The organism is Rhizobium indigoferae (assembly GCF_034554815.1).
In the GTDB taxonomy this organism is placed as follows: Bacteria; Pseudomonadota; Alphaproteobacteria; order Rhizobiales; family Rhizobiaceae; genus Rhizobium; species Rhizobium leguminosarum.
Genome location: NZ_CP140638.1, coordinates 202,290 through 222,339 on the forward strand (window position 1 = coordinate 202,290; position 20,050 = coordinate 222,339).

The 20,050-nt window shown below is 60.5% G+C and carries 21 protein-coding genes; 10 read left to right on the top strand and 11 right to left on the bottom strand.

What is annotated here, in order from left to right; translation table 11 throughout:
* Positions 1-17: 17 nt before the first annotated feature.
* Positions 18-1,010: an LLM class flavin-dependent oxidoreductase gene (locus tag U5G49_RS33500; RefSeq protein ID WP_193445860.1), complete on the bottom strand. Its 993-nt coding sequence runs from the start codon at positions 1,008-1,010 to the stop codon at positions 18-20.
* A 220-nt stretch (positions 1,011-1,230) separates the two neighbouring features.
* Between U5G49_RS33500 and U5G49_RS33505 the strand changes: the two genes are divergently transcribed.
* Entirely contained in the window at positions 1,231-1,512 is a 282-nt protein-coding gene (locus U5G49_RS33505; RefSeq protein WP_003591561.1) for a type II toxin-antitoxin system Phd/YefM family antitoxin, read from the top strand.
* Positions 1,512-1,838 (top strand): type II toxin-antitoxin system RelE/ParE family toxin, encoded by a 327-nt coding sequence (locus U5G49_RS33510; protein WP_193445859.1) that lies wholly within the window; start codon positions 1,512-1,514, stop codon positions 1,836-1,838. Before U5G49_RS33505 ends, U5G49_RS33510 begins: the two co-directional genes overlap by 1 nt.
* Positions 1,839-1,920: 82 nt before the next feature.
* On the opposite strand, the gene U5G49_RS33515 is transcribed toward U5G49_RS33510, so the two are convergent.
* Positions 1,921-2,832: an alpha/beta hydrolase gene (locus U5G49_RS33515; protein WP_115157800.1), complete on the bottom strand. Its 912-nt coding sequence runs from the start codon at positions 2,830-2,832 to the stop codon at positions 1,921-1,923.
* A gap of 441 nt (positions 2,833-3,273) precedes the next feature.
* Between U5G49_RS33515 and U5G49_RS33520 the strand changes: the two genes are divergently transcribed.
* Positions 3,274-4,506, top strand: coding sequence for a protein-L-isoaspartate(D-aspartate) O-methyltransferase (locus tag U5G49_RS33520; RefSeq protein WP_193445858.1), 1,233 nt, complete (start codon positions 3,274-3,276; stop codon positions 4,504-4,506).
* A 10-nt stretch (positions 4,507-4,516) separates the two neighbouring features.
* Positions 4,517-4,969: a DUF421 domain-containing protein gene (locus U5G49_RS33525; RefSeq protein WP_047620416.1), complete on the top strand. Its 453-nt coding sequence runs from the start codon at positions 4,517-4,519 to the stop codon at positions 4,967-4,969.
* Positions 4,970-5,051: 82 nt separating this feature from the next.
* On the opposite strand, the gene U5G49_RS33530 is transcribed toward U5G49_RS33525, so the two are convergent.
* From U5G49_RS33530 to U5G49_RS33560, 7 genes are all read right to left on the bottom strand, one after another.
* Entirely contained in the window at positions 5,052-5,816 is a 765-nt protein-coding gene (locus tag U5G49_RS33530) for a FadR/GntR family transcriptional regulator (protein WP_003549481.1), read from the bottom strand.
* 24 nt (positions 5,817-5,840) lie between these two features.
* The gene (locus U5G49_RS33535) at positions 5,841-6,905 is read right to left on the bottom strand and encodes a four-carbon acid sugar kinase family protein (protein ID WP_130719348.1); all 1,065 of its coding nucleotides are present in this window, start codon (positions 6,903-6,905) and stop codon (positions 5,841-5,843) included.
* Positions 6,902-7,894 (bottom strand): ABC transporter ATP-binding protein, encoded by a 993-nt coding sequence (locus U5G49_RS33540; RefSeq protein WP_018446137.1) that lies wholly within the window; start codon positions 7,892-7,894, stop codon positions 6,902-6,904. Before U5G49_RS33540 ends, U5G49_RS33535 begins: the two co-directional genes overlap by 4 nt.
* Entirely contained in the window at positions 7,894-8,901 is a 1,008-nt protein-coding gene (locus tag U5G49_RS33545) for an ABC transporter ATP-binding protein (protein ID WP_018246675.1), read from the bottom strand. Before U5G49_RS33545 ends, U5G49_RS33540 begins: the two co-directional genes overlap by 1 nt.
* Positions 8,898-9,854 carry an ABC transporter permease gene (locus U5G49_RS33550; RefSeq protein WP_193445857.1) on the bottom strand — a complete coding sequence of 319 codons (957 nt, stop codon included), beginning with the start codon at positions 9,852-9,854 and terminating at the stop codon, positions 8,898-8,900. Before U5G49_RS33550 ends, U5G49_RS33545 begins: the two co-directional genes overlap by 4 nt.
* Positions 9,855-9,856: 2 nt before the next feature.
* Entirely contained in the window at positions 9,857-10,813 is a 957-nt protein-coding gene (locus tag U5G49_RS33555; RefSeq protein WP_003552254.1) for an ABC transporter permease, read from the bottom strand.
* Positions 10,814-10,942: 129 nt separating this feature from the next.
* A complete protein-coding gene (locus U5G49_RS33560) occupies positions 10,943-12,577 on the bottom strand; it encodes an ABC transporter substrate-binding protein (RefSeq protein ID WP_193445856.1) in 1,635 nt (544 codons plus the stop codon).
* Positions 12,578-12,903: 326 nt separating this feature from the next.
* Between U5G49_RS33560 and U5G49_RS33565 the strand changes: the two genes are divergently transcribed.
* The 6 genes from U5G49_RS33565 (at position 12,904) to U5G49_RS33590 (ending at position 18,297) form a co-directional block, all read left to right on the top strand.
* Entirely contained in the window at positions 12,904-13,809 is a 906-nt protein-coding gene (locus tag U5G49_RS33565) for a dihydrodipicolinate synthase family protein (protein ID WP_193445855.1), read from the top strand.
* Positions 13,810-13,820: 11 nt separating this feature from the next.
* Entirely contained in the window at positions 13,821-15,005 is a 1,185-nt protein-coding gene (locus U5G49_RS33570) for a sialidase family protein (RefSeq protein WP_193445854.1), read from the top strand.
* 357 nt (positions 15,006-15,362) lie between these two features.
* Positions 15,363-16,496, top strand: coding sequence for an iron-containing alcohol dehydrogenase (locus U5G49_RS33575; protein WP_193445853.1), 1,134 nt, complete (start codon positions 15,363-15,365; stop codon positions 16,494-16,496).
* Between the two features lie 30 nt (positions 16,497-16,526).
* A complete protein-coding gene (gene pdxA, locus U5G49_RS33580) occupies positions 16,527-17,513 on the top strand; it encodes a 4-hydroxythreonine-4-phosphate dehydrogenase PdxA (RefSeq protein ID WP_193445852.1) in 987 nt (328 codons plus the stop codon).
* Positions 17,514-17,635: 122 nt separating this feature from the next.
* Positions 17,636-17,890 carry a type II toxin-antitoxin system Phd/YefM family antitoxin gene (locus U5G49_RS33585; protein ID WP_011649626.1) on the top strand — a complete coding sequence of 85 codons (255 nt, stop codon included), beginning with the start codon at positions 17,636-17,638 and terminating at the stop codon, positions 17,888-17,890.
* Positions 17,890-18,297, top strand: a complete 408-nt coding sequence (locus U5G49_RS33590) for a type II toxin-antitoxin system VapC family toxin (RefSeq protein WP_193445851.1) — start codon at positions 17,890-17,892, stop codon at positions 18,295-18,297. Before U5G49_RS33585 ends, U5G49_RS33590 begins: the two co-directional genes overlap by 1 nt.
* 834 nt (positions 18,298-19,131) lie before the next feature.
* Here the strand turns inward: U5G49_RS33590 and U5G49_RS33595 are convergent.
* The gene (locus tag U5G49_RS33595; protein WP_182564078.1) at positions 19,132-19,614 is read right to left on the bottom strand and encodes an RES family NAD+ phosphorylase; all 483 of its coding nucleotides are present in this window, start codon (positions 19,612-19,614) and stop codon (positions 19,132-19,134) included.
* Positions 19,611-20,042 (bottom strand): antitoxin Xre-like helix-turn-helix domain-containing protein, encoded by a 432-nt coding sequence (locus U5G49_RS33600; RefSeq protein WP_193445850.1) that lies wholly within the window; start codon positions 20,040-20,042, stop codon positions 19,611-19,613. The genes U5G49_RS33595 and U5G49_RS33600 overlap by 4 nt, the downstream gene beginning before the upstream one ends.
* Between the last annotated feature and the right edge of the window lie 8 nt (positions 20,043-20,050).

Consider the following 20,050-nt stretch of genomic DNA (forward strand, 5'->3'; position numbering starts at 1 on the left):
ATCCTCCTTGGAAACGATCAGGCGACGAGGGAAAGCCGCTCCTTGGCGAGCAGCTCGATGGAAGCCAGGCGCTCGGCAACCGAAAGCGCCGGCGTGTCCAGCACGAACTCCTTGACCCCATAGCGGCGGTGAAGTTCGTCCAGCTCCTTGCGGATCTGCTCCGCCGTGCCATGCAGCACGCTAGGCACCCTCTCCTCGATGCGGTAATCGGTGACGCCGGCCTGGCGGGCGAATTCGGCGGCCTGCTCCTCGCTGCCGAGATTGACGGTCTGGCCGTTCGGCAGGAACACCTTGACGATGCGCAGATTGCCGACGCGCTCGCGGGCATAGTCCTCGCTTTCGGCGGCAAAGGCGGCGAGCGCCAGGATCGGGCGCTTGCCGGCGGATGCCCGCTCATAGGCCTCGAAGGTCCTGCGCAGATTGTCAGGATCGCCGTTCAGGTGACCGGCGAAAACGAGTTCCCAGCCCTTCTCGGCAGCGAGTTCGGCGCTTTCGACGCTGGCGCCGAGCAGGAAACGCTCAGGCGCAGTCGGCGGGAAAGGCGTTGCCTGCGCGCCGTCGTAATTCGGGTCCGCAGCGAGATATGTGTTGAGATCGGAAAGCTGGCTCGCGAAATCCGGCTTCCTGGCCGGATCGACGGCAAGCTGCAGGGCGCGCGTCGACAGAGGAAAACCGCCCGGCGCCTTGCCGACACCGAGATCGACGCGGCCGGGCGCAAGCGATGCCAGAAGATTGAAGGTCTCGGCAACCTTATAGGCGCTGTAGTGCTGCAGCATGACGCCGCCGGAACCGATGCGGATCCTCGATGTCCTGGCGAGAAGATAGGCGATCAGCGCCTCCGGCGCCGAGCTTGCCAGATTGGACATATTATGATGCTCGGCGACCCAGAAACGGTGATAACCAAGCTCCTCGGCCCGGCCGGCAATCTTTACCGTCGTCCGCAGCGCATCCGCGGCCGTCAGCCCCTGTTCGATCGGGCTTTTGTCGAGAAGACTGAGGAGGTAGGTCATGGCACCACGATCCGATCCTTGGTTGCAAAGTTTAGTCTATAAAATCAGTAGACAAACTTAATTATAAGAAATGACATTCTCTTTCGAACGCGTTGAGTGAAAAAAGCGGCCGCACCCAAGATGGAAATTCGGATGCTGCGAATGTGTCTCGCCGCCACCGAAAGGCTTCTTTCAATCGACCACTTGATGGTCTATATTCTGGTCGAAAGGGAGTAGCCGCATGAAGCTGTCAGAACAGGTCAAGCCGATCAGCTATCTCAAGGCGCATGCGCCGGAGATCATCCGGACATTGAAGGATAACCCGCAGCCGGTCGTCATTACGCTTCACGGAGAGGCGAAAGCCATCCTTCAGGACGTCGGCCAATATGAAGAAACCCAGGAGACACTGGCGCTCCTGAAGGTACTGGCGCTCACCAACCGGCAAGTCGAGGAGGGTAAACTGCGCCCTGCTGCGGAATCCTTTGCGCGCATCCGCAAACGTCTGGCGGACAGCCAATCCTGATGCCATATCGTGTTCTTTTCGCCGAGGATGCGGAACGCGACATCGAAGATCTCTATCGCTTTATCGCCGGTCGCGACGGCGCCGAGACGGCAGAGCGCATTCTGACGGACATCGAGCGCGCGTGTGCCGAGCTTGAAGAATTCCCTGCCCGCGGAAATATTCCGAAGGAGTTGGCGGGGATCGGAATTTCCGAATATCGGGAACTGCACCATAAGCCGGGGTGCATGATCTATCGCATCATGGGCACTGATGTCGTCGTCTACTGCGTGGTAGATGGACGGCGCGACATGCAGAGTTTTCTGGAGCGAAGGTTCATCCGCGCTTAGCCACACGCTGCCCACACGGAGGCTGAACACTGTCCAACCTTCCGTCCGGCCGGCGCATTTGGCCGCAGAAGCGCCATCAGCATCAAGCCGATCGCGAATTCTCCGTTTTCGCTTCCCTGTCGGTCAAACTCTGGACGGCGAACGCAATGCTCACCGCGCGATTCACGACCGCCGCAAGAACGGACATGTGGGTCTCGCCGGCATAAAGCTCGAATTCGGTACGCAATCCGTCGGCGGCCCCGTCTAGTCGCTCCGCCATCTCCCGCGCCAGGAGGACAGTCCGCTCGATCTTCCTCTTCTCCAGACGTGCCGCCGCATCCTCGTTCCGGTACTGGAAGGGTGCCAGCTCATCGCCTTCGTATTCTCCGGCAGACAAATGCAGGAAGGGTGCATTTCCCGGTATGACTTGACGTCGCGCCTCATTCTTGAGGATTTCGCTGTTCTCCCAATAGATGGTCGGGCTGGCCGCAATCCAATTGGCAAACAGACCTGGACGCTCGAACAGGCCATAGAGAGTAAAGAGGCCACCGAAGGAATGTCCGAAAAGCGATCGGCGCATCGGATCCAGGATCACCATCTCTGCAATGCGCGGTATAAGCTCGTTCTCGATGAAGTCGAGCAGCTTACCGGTCCCTCCAATGACAACCGGCGGACCGCCCTCAACGAAGGGCGGATAGGATTTGACCGGCGGAGGCCCCAGGTCCCAAGACCGGCGGAGCGGATCATAGGGCTCGTCGCACGGGTAGCCGATCGCCGCGATCACCCCCCAGCCGACATTCGTTCCCGTGGGATAAGGTGCCTGCGTGACCAAGCTGGCAACCGCGAAGGGGAAAGTGGCGTTGCCGTCGGTCATAACGAGAAGCGGCCATCCTTTCGCCGGCGGGCTCTCTGCCGGAATGGAAAGGAATATGCGATAGGGCTCGCCGCCCGCGGCAGGAGCCAGATCGAAAAAACACGTTCCGGGCATCGAATAGACGCTGGTAGGATTAGTCATGAGCATGTTTTCTGATGTTTGAAGAAAGGGATAGGGAAGGGAAACTGATGTCGGTGTGGTTCATGGGCGGGTTTCAGAGCTTTCCAGGTCGGTGCAACTCTTGCTGATATCCTGACTTTCACGAAAGCGCATCATGGCGATCACGGTTCACGTTTACACAGGCTGATCTAACCTAGTTCCAGGCATGATTTGAAGACCCGAGGCTATCGCGCGGAGGTCCCGCTGTTCGATGGCCGGCCGCGACATTCAACGCGGGGTGCGACATGCCGGGAGAAGTCCAATAAAGCGCCGCTTATTCCGGCATTGAAGGTCATGAACTCGTGGAGGACGTCTTTGCTGAAAACCTGCGCCTCTCAGGAACTCCCCGGTCGCCCATTTGTTTTACATTCTGCACCACCCGGAAGTTTTCCAAGGTGCAGTCGGCGACAGTGGAACTGATCCATGGACATGACGCGCATCCGAGATCGCATGGTGGAGCACCACGTTACGCGTCGTGGCATTCGCGATCCAAGTGTGACCGAAGCGATGCGCACGGTGCCGCGCGAAAAATTCGTTCCTCCGGGCTTCGAGGAATTCGCCTATGAGGATGCGCCCCTGTCGATCGGCGAAGGCCAGACAATCTCGCAGCCGTTTATCGTGGCTTTGATGCTCGAAAAGGCCAAACTGGATGCCGGCGACACCGTGCTCGAGGTCGGAACAGGTTCCGGCTACGCTTCAGCCCTTCTGAGCCGGATAGCCAGGCATGTCTACTCCATCGAGCGCCATGAAATACTGGCGCTCGAGGCCAAGGAACGGTTCGAGAAACTGGGATACCGCAACATTGACGTTCGCGTGGGCGATGGCAGCAGGGGCTGGGCGGAAGCCGCCCCCTTTGACGCCATTATTGTTTCTGCGAGCGCACCAGAGGTGCCATCCGCCTTGAGGGAACAACTGGGGCTCGGAGGGCGGCTCATCATCCCGGTCGGCCGCGGTGATGGGCAGCGCCTGAAACGCCTCACGCGCACCGGCGCCACCGCATTCGAGGAAGAAGATCTCGGCGGGGTACTCTTCGTTCCCTTGATCGGCGAAGACGCCTGGACCGCTTCCCATCCGATGTATACGGCGACGGCCCCCTCATTGCCGGGAACGGTTGCCCCCGAGCCAAGCTCTCCGCAAGACGTACAGGGAGGGGGAATCGGAAAGATAGACGCATTGCCCACGCTGCCGGAAGGTGTGCTCGATCATAGCGAATTTCAGCAACGGTTCTGGGCTGTTCAACGTTTTTCCTGGATCGTTTTCACGTTTCTTCTGCTGACCTGCTTGCTGGGTCTGCTTGGAAGAGGCGGTCCGTTTTCGCGGCAAACACTCATACTGCCCGAAGGGTCCGTGGACTTTCCCGTCATCTCCCGATGGAATGCTCCCGAGGATATGACGGTGACCTTCACGCCGTCGTCCGAAGACAGGATATTCACGATAGATCCCGCCTTTCTTCAAACCTTTTCGATCCAAGGCGTCGACCCGCCCCAAAAAGCGACCTTCGCGCACGCGGGCCGGATAGGCTACGTGTTCCCCGCCGACCCGGCCGGGCCGACGCAGATCGTCTTCCGTCTGCAAACGCAACTCCCCGGCCCTCTTCGCGCCACCATTGGCATGGGCGGGGAGACCCGCACCCAATCCACTTTCATCTTTCCATGAGGACAGCACGGTGGATGCGGTATTACGCGGACTGGCAATCTATTTCACCCTGCTCGTGATCATCCGCTTGTCGGGAAGACGGACATTGGCCCAGATGACACCGTTCGATCTGGTGATCGTGCTGGTGATCTCCGAAACCACCCAGCAGGCGATGCTAGGCGATGACTTCTCGATCACCAACGCCGTCATCTTGATCCTCACACTGTTTACGACCGACATCGGCCTGTCTTACGTGAAGAGGTGGTGGCCTCGCGCAGCTCATATCATCGATGGCGTTCCAACCATTCTGGTGACGGATGGCGTCTACGACGAACGCGCGCTCAGAGGCGCCCGGCTGCAGAAGGAAGACGTCATGCAAGCGGCTCGAAGCCAGGAAGGCATCGAGAGCGTGGGGGAGATAAAATTTGCGATCCTCGAAGTAAGCGGCAACATCAGCATCATCAAGAAGCAGAAATCCGGCTGACAATTGACGACGAAGGAGACATCCAGAGTTAAGGGCATGAACTCTCTACCATTTTTGAGTTGATAGCCGCTTGGAATGCGCGTCAGAAGGATAGGTCGAGCACCCTGCCCTCGAACAGACGGTCCCGGGAGCCTTCGAGATGCGCCTTCATCAGTCTTTGTGCATCGTCAGGCCGGCCATCGGCGATCGCCTTGTAGATGGCGTTGTGCTCTTCGTAGACCTGTTCCAACCCTTGGCGAGGGCCGAGCAAAGAGAGACCGTGGAGATGCATGCCTACTGCGATATGGGCCTTCAGCGCATCGATCGAGGCCGTGTAATAATGATTGTTGGCAGCCTCCGTCACCGCGCGGTGGAAGAGAAAATCGGCGTCGGTGCGATGAAGCTGGTGGCTGGTCGCCTCACGCAGATCCGCAAGCGCGCTGGCGATCTTCTGAATGGCCTGCTCATTGCGGCGTTTTGCGGCAAAATAGGCCGCCGCCGGCTCAATCGTCAGGCGGAACTCGTAGCAGCGCTGGATGTCGGCGATCGTCTTGACCGGTGAATAGGCAAGCTGCGTCGTCGGCGATCCATGCGCACTGACGAAGGTGCCAGCGCCCTGCCGGGCATAGACCATGCCCTGATCGCGCAGGCGCGCCAGCGCATCGCGGACGATCGGCCGCGACACACCCAGCATCGAGGCAAGCTCATGCTCGCCGGGAAGGCGGGAATCCGGCGGATAATTTCCGCCGCGGATACGCTCGAGCAACTGGTCGAAGACGCGATCGACCAGCTTGACGGCCTTGCCGCGTTCGGGCTTGCCCGGTGGGCCGGCTTCCGCGTTCAAAGATTCGCCATTCACTTCAGCCACGTCATTCTCCCCGGCGGTACCTTACTATGCCGCCCGATTCCAAAGAACCAGTCTTAGCAAACTATCGGGATTGCCGAAGCCCCCCGACTTCACGGCGCACCGAAAATGCCGCCCGTCGGCTGCCGTGACTTCGAACCACGGCACGCCAGCTTCGATTTCGCCCTTCGGCACCAGCACCCTGACATCAAGCGCCTGGAAAACGGCAAGCGCTGTATCGCCGCCTCCGACCATCAGCATGTCAGGCCTGGTATCGTCGATGGCCGTTTTGACGCCAGCCGCAAAATGGCGGGCGACAAGTGTTGCATCGGTTGCCATATCGCCGGTGCAGCGCAGCAACGCCGGCAGCGCCATGCCCTCCCCGCCTTCGACCTGCCCCATCGGCGCGTCAACCACCATACGCAGAACGCCCGAGGCTTCGAGCCGGTCCATCTGGGTAGCGGTAATCGGGTCGCGCGAGCCAAAGGCGAACAGGGTACGCCGGGTCGCCGCAAACTCCGGCACCGATTGCCGCGCCGTCTCGCCGAGTTGACGGGCAAGTGCGGAACCCAGACCCCGTGCGCCGACCGCAAGCGTCAGCCGCCAGTCATGATCGGCAACGATCTGGTCGAGATCACTATCGTCCTCCGCATCGGCAACGGCAACATTGCCCGCACGGCCCTCGAACAGATCGGCGATCGGCAGTGGCTTGTCGACGCCGCGGCCGACGACACAGCCTCTACAGGTCACACGCTCCTGATCGGGAATAGCGGGCGCCACGAGGATAGTCTCCATGCCGAGCGCATCGGCCAGCGCCAGGCTTTCCGCCGCGACATTGCCCTTCAGCCGGGAGTCGATCTTCTTCATCACGACCGCGGGCTTCACGCCACGAAGTGCCGCGGTCGCGAAGCGGACCCTCTCGGCAGCTTCCGGTTCGCCGAGCGCGCGAGAGGCGGTATTGATAACAACAACGTCACAGCCTGTGGCGATCGCATCCTCTGCGGCCTCGACATCGACGGCGACCGCAACCGAAAGGCCGGCTTCGACGAAGGGCGTTCCGGTATCGAGCGCACCCGTCAGATCATCGGCGACGATAACGGCCTTCAGCGTCATGCGGTCTGTCCGGTGTTGACGGCGTGACAGGCGACGAGGTGGCCGGGCTTCGCCTCCTTCCACGCGGGAATGACCTTGCTGCAGACATCCATGGCGATTGGGCAGCGCGTGTGGAAACGGCAGCCCGACGGCGGGTTCAGCGGGCTCGGCACGTCACCCTGCAGGATCTGGCGCTGACGTGTGCGCTCATGCTCGGGATCGGTCTCCGGAACGGCCGACAGCAGCGCCCTGGTATAGGGATGCAGCGGATTGTCGAAGAGTTCCTCGCGGGTGGCAAGTTCGGCGAGCCGCCCGAGATACATGACGCCGACGCGGGTGCTGATGTGGCGCACGACGGCGAGATCATGGGCGATGAAGAGATAGGTCAGCCCGTATTTGTCCTGCAGATCGAGCAGCAAGTTGATGATCTGGGCCTGGATCGACACGTCGAGCGCCGAAATCGCCTCGTCGCAGACGATGAATTTCGGCTGGCAGGCGAGCGCGCGGGCAATGACGACGCGCTGGCGCTGTCCGCCGGAAAGCTCGTGGGGGTAACGCTGGGCAAATCGCGTGGACAGGCCGACATCGGTGAGCAGCGTCGCCACCCTCTCCTTCAGTTCCGTTTTGGTGCAAAGCTTGTGGAAGAGGATCGGCTCGCCGATCGCCTCGCCCACCGTCATGCGGGGATTGAGTGTCGAATACGGGTCCTGGAAGACGATTTGGAGGTCACGGCGGAAGGGCCGCATCTGTTTTTCATCGAGCGTCGCGAGATCCTGGCCCTTGTAGACGACCTTGCCGCTGGTCGCCTTGTAGAGGTTGAGAATGGTAAAACCGGTCGTCGACTTGCCGCAGCCGGATTCGCCGACCAGGCTCAGCGTCTCGCCTTCCATGATGTCGAGATTGACATTGTCGAGCGCATAGACGGTCGCCGAACGCTCACCAAAGGCGCCGAGCTTGACGTGGAAATGCTTGACCAGGTTTTCGACCTTGAGCAGCGGTTGAGCACCCATCATGCGGCCTCCTGCATTCTCTGGACGACGAAACAGGCAGCGCGGTGATTGCTGCTGCCGCTCAGCGGTTCGAGCTGCGGCACCTTTTCGTGGCAGATGTTTTCGGCAAGCGGACAACGCGGCGCAAACGGACAGCCCTTCGGCCGGCGGCCAGGCTCCGGCGGGGTACCGCCGATCGAGCTCAGCCGGCTTGCCGGCGGGTCCGAGAGCTTCGGGATCGATGACAGCAGGCCGCGCGTATAGGGATGGCTCGGCCGGGCATAGAGCTCGTCGACCGGCGCATCCTCGACCACCGTGCCGGCATAAAGCACGGCGACGCGATCGACGAGGCCGGCGATCAGCGCCAGGTCATGGGTGATCCAGACGACCGACATGCCGAGCTTGGTCCTGAGATCCTTCACCAGATCGACGATCTGGGCCTGAATGGTGACGTCGAGCGCCGTCGTCGGTTCGTCGGCAATCAAAAGCTTCGGATTGCAGGCAAGGCCGATTGCGATCATCACGCGCTGGCGCATGCCGCCGGAAAGTTCGTGTGGATAGGCCTGCAGGCGCTCTTCCGGGCCAGGAATGCCGACAAGGCGCAGAAGCTCAACCGCACGTCTGCGGGCCTCCGCCTTTTTCATTCCGCGGTGATAGATCAGCGGCTCGCAGATTTGGTCACCGACGCGCATCACCGGATTGAGCGAGGTCATCGGATCCTGGAAGACGAAGCCGATCTCGCCGCCGCGCACCTTGCGCAGCTCCCTATTCGACATCGTCTGCAGGTCGCGGCCGTCGAATGTGGCCGATCCCTTGGTGACTTTGATCTTGTTTGGCAGGAGCCGCATCAGGCTCAGCATCGTCAGGCTCTTGCCGCAGCCGGACTCACCGACGACGCCAAGGGTCTCGCCCCTGTCGACATGGAGATCGATGCCGTCGACGACGATGGCGGGGCCGTTGCGGCCATCGATTTCGACTGTGAGGCCCCTGACATCGAGCAGGCGGTTGGTGTTTTTCGTGTCCATCATTTGCTGCCCCGCGGATTGAGCGCGTCGTTGAGACCGTCGCCAAGGAAGCTGAAGGCAACCGAGGCAAGGCCGAGCACGGCCGCCGGAGCGGCGAGAAGGTGGGGATAATGTTGCCAAACACGCAGGCCGTCCGAGATCATGTTGCCCCAGCTCGGCGTCGGCGGATTGACCCCGACGCCAAGGAAGCTGAAAGCACTTTCCAGCACCATCGCCGTGCCGAGACCGGCGCTGACCGAGACGATCAAGGGCCCCAGCGCGTTCGGAATGACATAACGCTTGATGATGATCCAGTTCGACAGGCCGAGCGCCTGGGCCGCGGTGATATAGGGCCGGCTGCGGATCGACAGCACCTGGGCGCGGACGAGACGGGCGTAAGGCGGCCAGGAGATCAGCGCCATCGACCCGAAGACGAGAATGAAATCCACCCACATAGTTTCGCGGTAGAAGGGATTGAGGGTCGCGAGGTAACGCGCCTCCATCCATTTGCTGATTGGTGACTTCAACGACGCGTTGATGACGACGACGAGCAGCAGGTTGGGAACCGACATCGTCACGTCGGTCAGCCACATGATGGCGCGATCGAACGGATTGCCGAAGAAACCGGCGACGGCACCGAGCACGAGACCGATCAGCACGGCAAAGACGGTGACGATGACGGCGACGAGGAAAGCGGTGCGCGTGCCGAAGACCACACGGCTGAAGACGTCGCGGCCGAGATCGTCGGTTCCGAAGAGGTGGCTCATCGACGGCAGGACGTTGCGGGCGTTGAGATCCTGGCTCAGATAATCATAGGGAGTGAGGTAAGGCCCGAAGATCGCCGTGACGGCGAGGATCACGACGACGACAAGGCCGAAGATGGCGAGCCGGTTGCGCTTCAACCGATACCAGGCGTCGCGCCACAGGCTGACCGGCTCTTCGACGGTTTCGATGGTGGAAAGAGGGATGGCGGACATGGTCAGCGGCTCCTTCTTGAATCATTGGCGCGTGGATCGAGCAGCGGATAGAGCACATCCACCAGGAGGTTCGAGACCATCACCAGGAACGATCCGATCAGCGTGATCGCCAGAATGACGGGATAATCGGAATTGATCAGCGCCTGCACCGTCAACCGGCCGAGGCCCGGCAGGCCGAAGACGAGTTCGACGAAGATTGCGCCGTTGACGATGGTGATCATGATCAGGCCGAGCTGCGTGACGACAGGCGTCAGCACCGGCCGCAGGATATGGCGCAACGCTACGATGATCTCGGGCACGCCCTTGGCGCGGGCGGTCCGGACGAAATCCTCCGACAGCACCTCGATGACGGCGGCACGCGTCTGGCGAACGATCAACGCGATCGGCTGGAAGGAAAGGACGAGCAGCGGCAGCAGGATACGGACATCGAGGATGCCGCCCCAGCCGTAGGGCACGCTCGCACCCGGCAGCAGCACGATGAGGCCGACCATCAGCAGCGGACCGGCGACATAGGCCGGGATCGCCCAGAGGAAGAGTGCGGAGCCTAAAATGGCATAGTCGATGCGCGAATTCTGGTTCAGCGCGGCGATCATGCCGAGCGGGATCGCGACGACGGCGGTCAGGATGATGGAACAGAGGGCAAGCTGGAAGGAGACGGGTGCGGCAGCCGAGACCATAGCCCAGACGGAACGGCCCGATGTCAGCGAGTTGCCGAATTGGCCGTGTAGCAGGTTCCAGATGTAAAGGCCGAACTGGACGATGAAGGGTTTGTTGAGGCCGGCACTTTCGCGAATGGCTTCGATGCGCTGCGGATTATAGGCAACGTCGCCCGGCGCGCGCAGGAAGATCAGCTTGATCGGATCGCCGGCGCCATAGAAGGCCAGCGCGTAAACCGCCAGCATCACCACGAGAACGGACGGAATCCAGATGGCAAATCGGGTTAGCACGTAGCGCAGCAAGGCCACCTCCCACCTGTTGTTCGATGCGTTCCCGCTTTTGGCTGCGATCGCATCTCTTCTTCTTGAAACTTGCGCGAAGGCCTTGCGGCCTTCGCGCGGTTTATCGCCGACAGGGACGGTTTCCGCCGATCAACCGATGGAAATATTCCAGGGTTCGACGACCTGCCAGTCAAGGTTCTTTTCCAGGCCCTTGACGTCCTTGGTGGCCCAGCGCGACATCGCCTGAGAATACCATGGAATGAAGGCCCAATCCTCGCGGAACGCCTTCTGAGCTTCCTGCGCGAGAGCAATGCGCTGCGGATCATCCGCAGCCTTGGTCGTCGCTTCGGCAAGGGCACTGTCGACCTTGTCGTTCTTGTATCCGCCGAGCTTGTTCTGGGCGTTCGACGAGGTCGAGGCGATGCTGCCTGCCAGATAGGAGACGGCATCCGGCACGCGTGTGCCGACGTCGTCGCGGAAGATCTGGACCGAGTTCTGATCCGGACCGGCATAGGAGTCTTGCTGCGGCTTCATGTCGACGGCAGTGATGCCGAGATTCTGGCGCCACTGCTCGGCAATGAACTGGGCGGCAGCCTGAATGGCTGGCCCCGAGATGCCGACGAAGAGGATCTTCGGCAGACGCTCCGGACCGCCGTAGGTCGATTCCGCAAGCAGTTTCTTGGCAGCCGCCGGATCATAGGGATAAGGCTCGAAGCCGGAATTCTCCGCACCAGGAACCGAGTTGAGGATCTGATCGGCCTTCTTATGCGGCCCGTCGGGATAGGAAGCCTTGAACAGGCCATCGCGATCGACGGCCATGATCAGTGCCTGGCGAACCTTCGGATCGTCCATCGGCGCACGAGAGATATTGAACCAGAAGTGCTGGCTGGTCGGGATCAGCGGGCCGGCGGAAAATTCCGGGCCGAGATCCTGAATGATGGTCGAGGTGATCAGTTCGGTATGGGCGTTGAACTCGCCCGACTTGATGAGCGAGGTCGCGGTGACATTGTCCTCGATCGAGGTGATATCAATACGGGCAAGCTTTGGCTTCGGTCCGAAGAAGTTCTCATTCGGCTCGAAAGAAAGCTTGCCGGCATCGATATCGAGGCTCGTCAACTTGAAGGGTCCGGAGAAGACCGGCTTACTGTCAGGCTTGTACCAGTCGGTGATCTCCTCGCCGTCGCTGCCGCGCGACTGGGACGCCTTGGTGATCGGCGCGATGTGGTTTGCAAGGCGCATGAAGAAGATCGGGTCTGCAGCAGCCAGCGTCACGACGACCGTTCCCTCGTCGGGTGTCGCGACACCTGTGAGCTCGTTGCCGGAGCCGGCGGCGATTTCGGCGTAACCCTTGACCCTGCTCAGCACCTGGTCGGCGCGCTGGTTCTTGGTGTTCGGCATCGAGGAGACTTCCCACGACCCCTTGACATCGGCCGAGGTGATCTTGCTGCCGTCGGAGAAGACAGCCTTCGGGTCGAGCTTGAAGGTCCAGACAGTGTTGTCGGCCGATTCCCAACTGGTGAAGACGTAGGGCTTGATATTGCCTTGGCTGTCGAAATACATCGGCGATGCCCACCAGATCGAATTCCAGCGGAACGTCCTGCCGCCGCCGCGCAGCGGCGACCAGTCCTGGTCGAAGGCCGGATTTGCGACCTTCAGGACCTGGCCTTCATCGGCCATAACGATGCGGGCATTCATCCCGAATACGGTGAGGCCGACGCTGGCTGCAAGGCCGAGCTTCAGCGCGTTACGACGTGATATATTGGTTTTATCCGATTGATCAGACATGGCATTCCTCCCAGAGTGAATTCGGCAGCGCTCTCCCTGCACCTGCCAGGCGCAGCACAATCCGTTCCGTATCGTTCTCTCGTTATTGTAAATATGTCAACAAAAAATCGCAATTTCGATCAGAACAAAATTTTCATCTAAAAATATATAAGTTATAACAGATAGATAACTTTTCGAAGCTGCATCACAGCATTTTGTCTTCTTGACAAAAGCGCGGCGATGGAAAAGTTCTTTGCACTCCATCGCGACAGACGAATGACAATTGGAATGCGCAGCCGGCCGGTTCGAACACGGATCCCCAGACAGGACGCGCCGAGGAGGGCGAAATGAGCCATCACAGGATTACAGGCGTTTTCAGCGCCTCCGCAACGCCACTGACGGCGGACAACAGGCCGGATTTCGCACTATTCACCGATCATTGCCGGCAGTTGCTGGCCGAGGGATGCCACGGCGTGGCGCTGCTCGGAACCACGGGCGAGGCCAATTCCTTCTCCGGAGCCGAGCGCCGCGCCATTCTGGAAGCAGCACTTGAGGCCGGCATTCCTGCTGACAGGCTTCTGCCAGGCACGGGCGTCGTCGCCATTCCCGAGACCGTGGAACTGACCCGGCACGCGCTGTCGCTTGGCGTCACCAAGGTGGTGATGCTGCCGCCCTTCTACTACAAGGGCGTCTCTGACGACGGTCTCTTCGCCGCCTATTCGCAGGTGCTGGAAAAGGTCGCCGACACGCGGCTGCAGGTCATCCTCTATCATATTCCGCAGGTCTCAGGCGTGCCGCTGTCCATTCCGCTGATCGGACGGCTGATTGCGGCGTTCCCGGAAACGGTCGTCGGTATCAAGGAATCTGCCGGCGATTTCAACAACATGCAGGCGATCAGCTGCGCCTATCCCGGTTTTTCGGTGCTGGCGGGCGCCGACCCGCTGTTGCTGCCGCTGCTGAAAGCGGGCGGCGCCGGCTGCATCACCGCAACCTCCAATCTCGTGGCGAATTCGTTGCGCACCGTCTACGACCACGTCCATGACGAGGCGCGCGGCGCCGACGTCGAGGCGGCACAGGCCCGCATCAATGCCTATCGCACGCTTTCCAATTCCTACGTCCAGATCCCGACCATCAAGGCGATGGTGGGGCTGAAGACCGGCAATCCCGCGTGGAAGCGCACGCGCGCGCCGCTGATGCCGCTCGGCGATGCCGACTATGCCGCACTCGCCGAAAGCTATGCCAAGCTGCCTTGAGGAGATCCGCCATGAGTTTCACCGGCCTGCCTCCGGAAGCCGTTCCGGCCCTGATGACCGGGGCCATCACCCCGCACCCCATTGTCGAGGGTCGCGCGGAGGCCTATCTGCCCTCCCCCTGCATCCAGAACCATGCCGCAAATCTCGCCTTTCTGCCCGACGGCACGCTGACCTGCGTCTGGTTCGGCGGCACGATGGAGGGCATGGGCGACATTTCGATTTACATGTCGCGGCTGACACTTGGCTCCGAGCGCTGGTCGGAACCTGAAAAGATGAGCGACGACCCGGAGAAATCCGAACAGAACCCGTTGATTTTCAACGCTCCGGACGGAAAAGTATGGTTGCTCTATACCTCGCAGACTTCCGGAAATCAGGACGGTTCTGTTGTCAAATGCCGGATTTCAAGCGATGGCGGCCAGACCTTCGGCCCGGTCCAAATCCTCTGCGACAGCCCTGGCACCTTCGTTCGCCAGCAGATCGTCGTGAACGGTCGGGGCGACTGGCTGCTTCCGGTCTTCCGCTGCGTCGGCCTGAACGGCCAGCGCTGGAGCGGCGATGCCGATACGGCAGCCGTGCTGATGTCGCGTGATAGCGGCGCGAGCTGGCAGATGCGGGATATTCCGGACAGTCTCGGCGCCGTGCACATGAACATCCTGCCGCTTGGCGGCGACGAGATGATCGCCTTCTACCGCAATCGTTTCGCCGAAAACATCCTGTCCAGCCGATCATCCGACGGCGGCGAGACCTGGAGCGCACCCGAGGCCGCTGACCTGCCGAACAACAACTCCTCGATCCAGGCCGCAATCCTGAATGACGGAGCAATCGCAATGGTTTACAACCATTCGAATGCCGCCATGTCGGATGCGCGGCGCCAGTCCCTCTATGACGAAATCGAGGGCGGCGAAGCTGAAGTGACCGCTGTTGTTGCGGGCAACCTCCGCAAGGCCGTCTGGGGTGTTCCGCGTGCGCCGCTGAGCCTTGCGATATCAAGGGATGGCGGCAAGAGCTTTCCGCATCGCGTGGATCTCGATACCGGCGACGGGCTCTGCCTGAGCAACAATTCGAAGGATTCGCTGAACCGTGAATTCTCCTACCCCTCGATAGTCCAGGGCGGCGACGGCACGCTCCATATCGCCTACACCTATTACCGGCGCGCCATCAAATATATCAGCCTCGCCCCGCAATCCCTGCCCTGAGCAAAACGGCAGCCGGAAAATTGTAAACCTGCGTCCGACCGCATGCGGCAAGATGCAGGATGGCAACGGCTGAGGGTTGACTGACGGGAGAAATTGACAACAGGGTCGGATTATTCGCCGCCGTCGCAAGATGATGGCCAGCCGTGCCTGAAATGCCGTTTTCATCGATACAGTTCTTATAACACATTGATATTGTTATCGATAGTTGCACGTCTACGCTAGCCTGAAGCGCGACAGATCGCGCATCGAAAGATAAAAAATTCCGCCTTTTGGAATGCTGGCTTGACATTGATCTTACAACTTTACATTAAAGAGGGCGAGGATATTGCCGCAAGATCTTGCAGGGAGGACTGGTTCATGGCCAGCTTGGATTCGCCAATCACGATAGTTCGGCCGCATCTGATCGAATTCGGCGTCGGCACGGCGGGAAAGCTCGGCAAATGGGCTCATGAAAAGGGCTATCGGCGCACGCTCGTCATCTCCGATGCCTTCAACGCTTCGCGCATCGACGTGCTGGAGCTGAAGGGCGAGGTTACAGTCTTTGCCGACGTGACGCCCGAACCGGATACAGCCAATCTCGAAAAAGTCCTGGCGGCGGCAAACGCCGCCGATGCCGAGCTGATCGTCGGCTTCGGCGGTGGCAGCGCCATGGATCTGGCAAAACTTGCGGCAGTGCTTGCCGGCTCCACCCAGACGCTGCACGAGGTCGTCGGTCCGAACAAGGTGCATGGGCCGCGCAAGGTAACGCTTGCCCAGGTGCCAACGACATCGGGCACCGGCAGCGAGGCCGGCATTCGCGCGCTCGTCACCGACCCCGCGACGATGGCAAAGCTTGCGGTGGAAAGCCTGCATATGTTGGCCGACATCGCCGTCATCGATCCGGCCCTGACCTTCAGCGTCCCTGCCCGCACGACGGCGGCAACCGGCGTCGATGCCATGGCCCATTGCGTCGAGGCCTTCACCAACCGCAAGGCCCATCCGATGGTCGACATCTATGCGATCGAGGGAACGCGCCTCGTCGGCAAATATCTCGCCCGCGCCGTCAAGGACGGCAACGATGCCGAGGCGCGTGCCGGCCTCTCGCTCGCCTCGCTCTACGGCGGTTTCTGCCTCGGCCCGGTCAACACCGCCGGCGGCCATGCGCTTGCCTATCCCCTCGGCACGCGCTGGCATGTGGCCCATGGCGCGGCCAATGCGCTGATTTTTCCGCATGTTCTCGCCTTCAATACACCGTCCGCGCCTGAGAAAACCAAAGCGGTGATGGAAGCGCTTGGGCGTGAAACCTCCGGAAACATCACCTCCGTCTTCGATGCGGCTTACGCTTTCTGCGCCGAACTCGGCATCGAGATGAAGCTTTCCGGCCTCGGCGTGCCGGAAACCGATCTCGACGCCATGGCCGACGACGCCTTTGCCATTCGCCGTCTGCTCGATAACAATCCGCGAGATCTCTCTCGCGCCGACATTCGCGCGATTTACGCGGCTGCGTTTTAAGCGGTAAGGTTTTTTAGAAGGACTCGATCGATGGACAGGAATGCGAAAGTCGCCGTTACGCTCGGCGATCCGGCCGGCGTCGGCCCCGAGGTGATCGTCAAGGCCTTGGCAGCCCTTCCGAGGGAAGAGCGCCGGGATTTCGTCATCGTCGGCAATGTCGAAGCGCTGGAGCGCGCCGACCGCGTCACCGGCGCCGGGCTGCGGTTCGGGCCCGCCGATGCACCCAGTGACGACAGGATCGCCGTCGACGAGGTCGCGCTCGGCGCGGCCCTACCCGAGATTGGCAAGGTCAGCCCCGTCGCCGGCGATGCCTCGGTGCGCTATATCACCCGCGCCGTCGATCTCGCCATGTCGGGGCAAGCGGATGTCATCGTCACCGCGCCGATCAACAAGGAGGCGATGAACCTCGCCGGCCATCACCATGACGGCCACACCGGGCTTCTCGCGCATCTCACCGGCTCGAAGAGCTCCTTCATGCTGCTTGCCTCCGAGCGGCTGAACACCATCCACGTCTCCACCCATATCTCGCTGAAGGGTGCGATCGAGCGCGCCAAGACCGAGCGGGTGCTCGCCACCATCGAAGCCGGCCACAATCATTTCCTGCGGCTCGGCCGCAAGGCGCGCATTGCTGTCGCCGGCCTCAACCCGCATTGCGGCGAAAACGGCCTGTTCGGCACCGAAGACATGGAATTCCTGGCGCCCGCCGTCGAGCAGGCGCAGGCAAAAGGCATCGACGTCGTCGGGCCGATCTCGGCCGATACGGTGTTCGCCCGCGCCTATAACGGCGCCTTCGATCTTGTCATCGCCCAGTATCACGACCAGGGCCATATCCCGATCAAGCTCGTCGCCTTCGACACGGCAGTCAACGTCTCGCTCGGCCTGCCCATCGACCGCGTCTCGGTCGACCACGGCACCGCCTTCGACATCGCCGGCACCGGCAAGGCCAACCACGTCAACATGCTCTCGGCTATCGCCTACGCTAGGCTGATGGCCCGCTCACCGCGGCAGAGACCGTGATCGCGGCTTCCAGAAGGACACCTAATAGCAGAAACCGGACTCAATCGTTAGGCACGCTCCAACGTTGACGCACCAGCATTCCGCATGTACATAGCTAGACAGTCTAGCTAGGGGCAGAATCGATGGAATGGCAGCTGCAGGACGCCAAGAACCAATTTTCGAAGGTAGTGCAGAAGGCCCGACAAGAGGGGCCGCAGGTGGTTACCGTGCGCGGCGAGCGGACGGCCGTCGTTCTGTCCGCCCGCGACTACGACGCCCTGCGCGCCGGCAGGCCGACGCTCGTCGACGACCTACTCGGCGGCCCCGCCTGGGACGATGAGTTCGCCGATGCGGTCGAAGCACGCAACAAGACTCCAAGCCGCGACGTTGCCTTCTGATGTATCTGGTCGACACCAACATCGTCTCGGAGGCGCGACGCGGCACGCCGCAGGCGGTCTCCTGGCTGCGCTCCGTCGATCCGCTCACCATCCACCTGAGCGCGTTGACGCTTGGCGAGATCATGCGCGGCATTGCCCTCAAACAGAAATCGGATCCGAAGACCGCGGCCCATCTCACCGAGTGGCTGCGCAAGCTGCGCTATGATCATGGCGACAGGATCCTGCCGGTAAGCGACGAGATCGCCGTCGAATGGGGCCGCATCGCCGCCATCCGGCCGCGTGGTGATATCGACGGGCTGATCGCCGCAACCGCGATCGTTCATGATCTGATTGTCGTCACTCGCAATGTCGGCGATTTCGGCGACACCGGCGCAGTGGTGATAAATCCATGGGAGACGGACGCGTGAGCAGTCGAGGCAACGCTCACCGCAATAGACCAGTCTTCTGACGTCGAAATCCCTCCACGTCGCAGCCTCCGGCATGAGCGAATTGCATTCCATGTTGATAAAATGTCTTATGGCTGCCTAAGCCTTAAGCCGATCAAATATTGATAGGTATACTCGAGGAATTTATGCCTTCTTTTAGCCTGCTTGGGTCATCGACCGGTTCCGATCGTAGCCACGATATGGTCGGCCTATGTGACTACCGCAGCTCTTGTCCGTCGAAGAGAAATGACTGGAGAGCGTTTTGTTGCCGCCTTTTTATTTCCGTTAGGAATCATTGCTGCAAGTTCGCTGATGTTTTTGTCAAGATACGATCTACGCATCGTCCTAGCTGCGGGGCAATTCCTCACACCAATATGTTTTGTAGCAACATATATCCTTGAGAAGAAGCTTCGCGGCGACCAACCATTAATGCCTATCGAGGGAATGAGTGTTAAAAGCATAATTGCAAGTCTTTATTGTGTTGTGATAATTTACCTTATATATTTTCTAATTACGCTTAATTTTCCTATTTTTAGCGCATGCTCGATTTCTATGTTACGTTCTTGAGTTGTTTTTCGGTGGAAAGATTTATAAAATCTCCGTATTGTACTTCGTAAATTTTGTGGGATCTTTGATATTGGTAGGAATTATTTCAATGTTATTCCTAATCATCTCGAGAGCGCAAACGAAGAATTAATCACGCAACGAACTCTGGAGGAATTAAATAGCTCACATTTCGGATTGGGAGATGTGACAGATGGGTCGCGACCGACTCCATTCCGGACTGGATGCGCAGCAGCTCGAAGGCCAACCCCATCACATGCCGAACAAACGGCGATCCCAGAAGACCGGTTGGTGGAGGCTCGCCGTGATCGATCGGGATTCCGGGTGGGCCGGGTTGATCAATATATTGCGGTCGACGCGGGCGACGACACTCGGGACCAGCAGGATGGCGCTGCGCTTTTCCTGGCGCCACCGTTCGCCGAAAGCCTTGCTGACGTTTGCCGGCATGCTGTCCCAGCCGGGCAGCGCGGGCTCGGAGAAGACCTCGTAGCTTAGCCCCCGCGGCAGGGTGATCGTGACATAGTGCTGGTTGGGCGGCAGCCTCCCGCTGCCATGGACGAGCTTTTCGAGCAGCGCGGTCGAATAGTGTTCGCTCGTGTAGATGATCGGGCTGCCCGAAGTGTTCCACCGCCCTGGCGCGATGGTCGAGCCGGTGGCGTCGAAGATCGGATAGGTTCCACTGGGATCTCCGATGCGGACGGATGTCAGCGTACGGTCGAGATGCTGTGCGCTCACGCAGCGCTGCCGTATTTCAGGCTTCCGAGGATGTCGAGCACGAGCTCGCCGCCGATCTCGCTCTGGATGACCACGTCGATCGGCCGCCTGTCCTCGAGCATCGCATGCGGACGAAACAGGAAATCACGTGCCTCGGTCTCGGTCTGCCAGACATCGAGCGCCGATCCCCAGACGCGCGCCAGACGCGCGAGCTTTATGCCCTCGTCGGAAGAGAGCCGATGCTTGGACTTGCGCCGCTCATAGGTGGCCTTCGGAACGAGCCGGTATTTGAACTGGGTATCATCAGGCGCCAGAAGCAGCGCCATGCGATCAAGCGCCTTGACCGGCAAACCTTCCTCGATGCTTGAGAGCAGGCCGAAGGCCGAACGCGACGCCGGCTCCCTGGCGGGCAATCCGAGAACATCGGCGATGTCTGCAAATCCCATCATGATCATGG

Excerpts from the sequence above, each read along its gene's own strand:
- U5G49_RS33500 (WP_193445860.1), bottom strand. The coding sequence starts at position 1,010 with ATGACCTACCTCCTCAGTCTTCTCGACAAAAGCCCGATCGAACAGGGG.
- U5G49_RS33505 (WP_003591561.1), top strand. The coding sequence starts at position 1,231 with ATGAAGCTGTCAGAACAGGTCAAGCCGATCAGCTATCTCAAGGCGCAT.
- U5G49_RS33510 (WP_193445859.1), top strand. The coding sequence starts at position 1,512 with ATGCCATATCGTGTTCTTTTCGCCGAGGATGCGGAACGCGACATCGAA.
- U5G49_RS33515 (WP_115157800.1), bottom strand. The coding sequence starts at position 2,832 with ATGACTAATCCTACCAGCGTCTATTCGATGCCCGGAACGTGTTTTTTC.
- U5G49_RS33520 (WP_193445858.1), top strand. The coding sequence starts at position 3,274 with ATGGACATGACGCGCATCCGAGATCGCATGGTGGAGCACCACGTTACG.
- U5G49_RS33535 (WP_130719348.1), bottom strand. The coding sequence starts at position 6,905 with ATGACGCTGAAGGCCGTTATCGTCGCCGATGATCTGACGGGTGCGCTC.
- U5G49_RS33540 (WP_018446137.1), bottom strand. The coding sequence starts at position 7,894 with ATGGGTGCTCAACCGCTGCTCAAGGTCGAAAACCTGGTCAAGCATTTC.
- U5G49_RS33545 (WP_018246675.1), bottom strand. The coding sequence starts at position 8,901 with ATGATGGACACGAAAAACACCAACCGCCTGCTCGATGTCAGGGGCCTC.
- U5G49_RS33550 (WP_193445857.1), bottom strand. The coding sequence starts at position 9,854 with ATGTCCGCCATCCCTCTTTCCACCATCGAAACCGTCGAAGAGCCGGTC.
- U5G49_RS33560 (WP_193445856.1), bottom strand. The coding sequence starts at position 12,577 with ATGTCTGATCAATCGGATAAAACCAATATATCACGTCGTAACGCGCTG.
- U5G49_RS33565 (WP_193445855.1), top strand. The coding sequence starts at position 12,904 with ATGAGCCATCACAGGATTACAGGCGTTTTCAGCGCCTCCGCAACGCCA.
- U5G49_RS33570 (WP_193445854.1), top strand. The coding sequence starts at position 13,821 with ATGAGTTTCACCGGCCTGCCTCCGGAAGCCGTTCCGGCCCTGATGACC.
- U5G49_RS33575 (WP_193445853.1), top strand. The coding sequence starts at position 15,363 with ATGGCCAGCTTGGATTCGCCAATCACGATAGTTCGGCCGCATCTGATC.
- pdxA (WP_193445852.1), top strand. The coding sequence starts at position 16,527 with ATGGACAGGAATGCGAAAGTCGCCGTTACGCTCGGCGATCCGGCCGGC.
- U5G49_RS33585 (WP_011649626.1), top strand. The coding sequence starts at position 17,636 with ATGGAATGGCAGCTGCAGGACGCCAAGAACCAATTTTCGAAGGTAGTG.
- U5G49_RS33590 (WP_193445851.1), top strand. The coding sequence starts at position 17,890 with ATGTATCTGGTCGACACCAACATCGTCTCGGAGGCGCGACGCGGCACG.
- U5G49_RS33600 (WP_193445850.1), bottom strand. The coding sequence starts at position 20,042 with ATGATGGGATTTGCAGACATCGCCGATGTTCTCGGATTGCCCGCCAGG.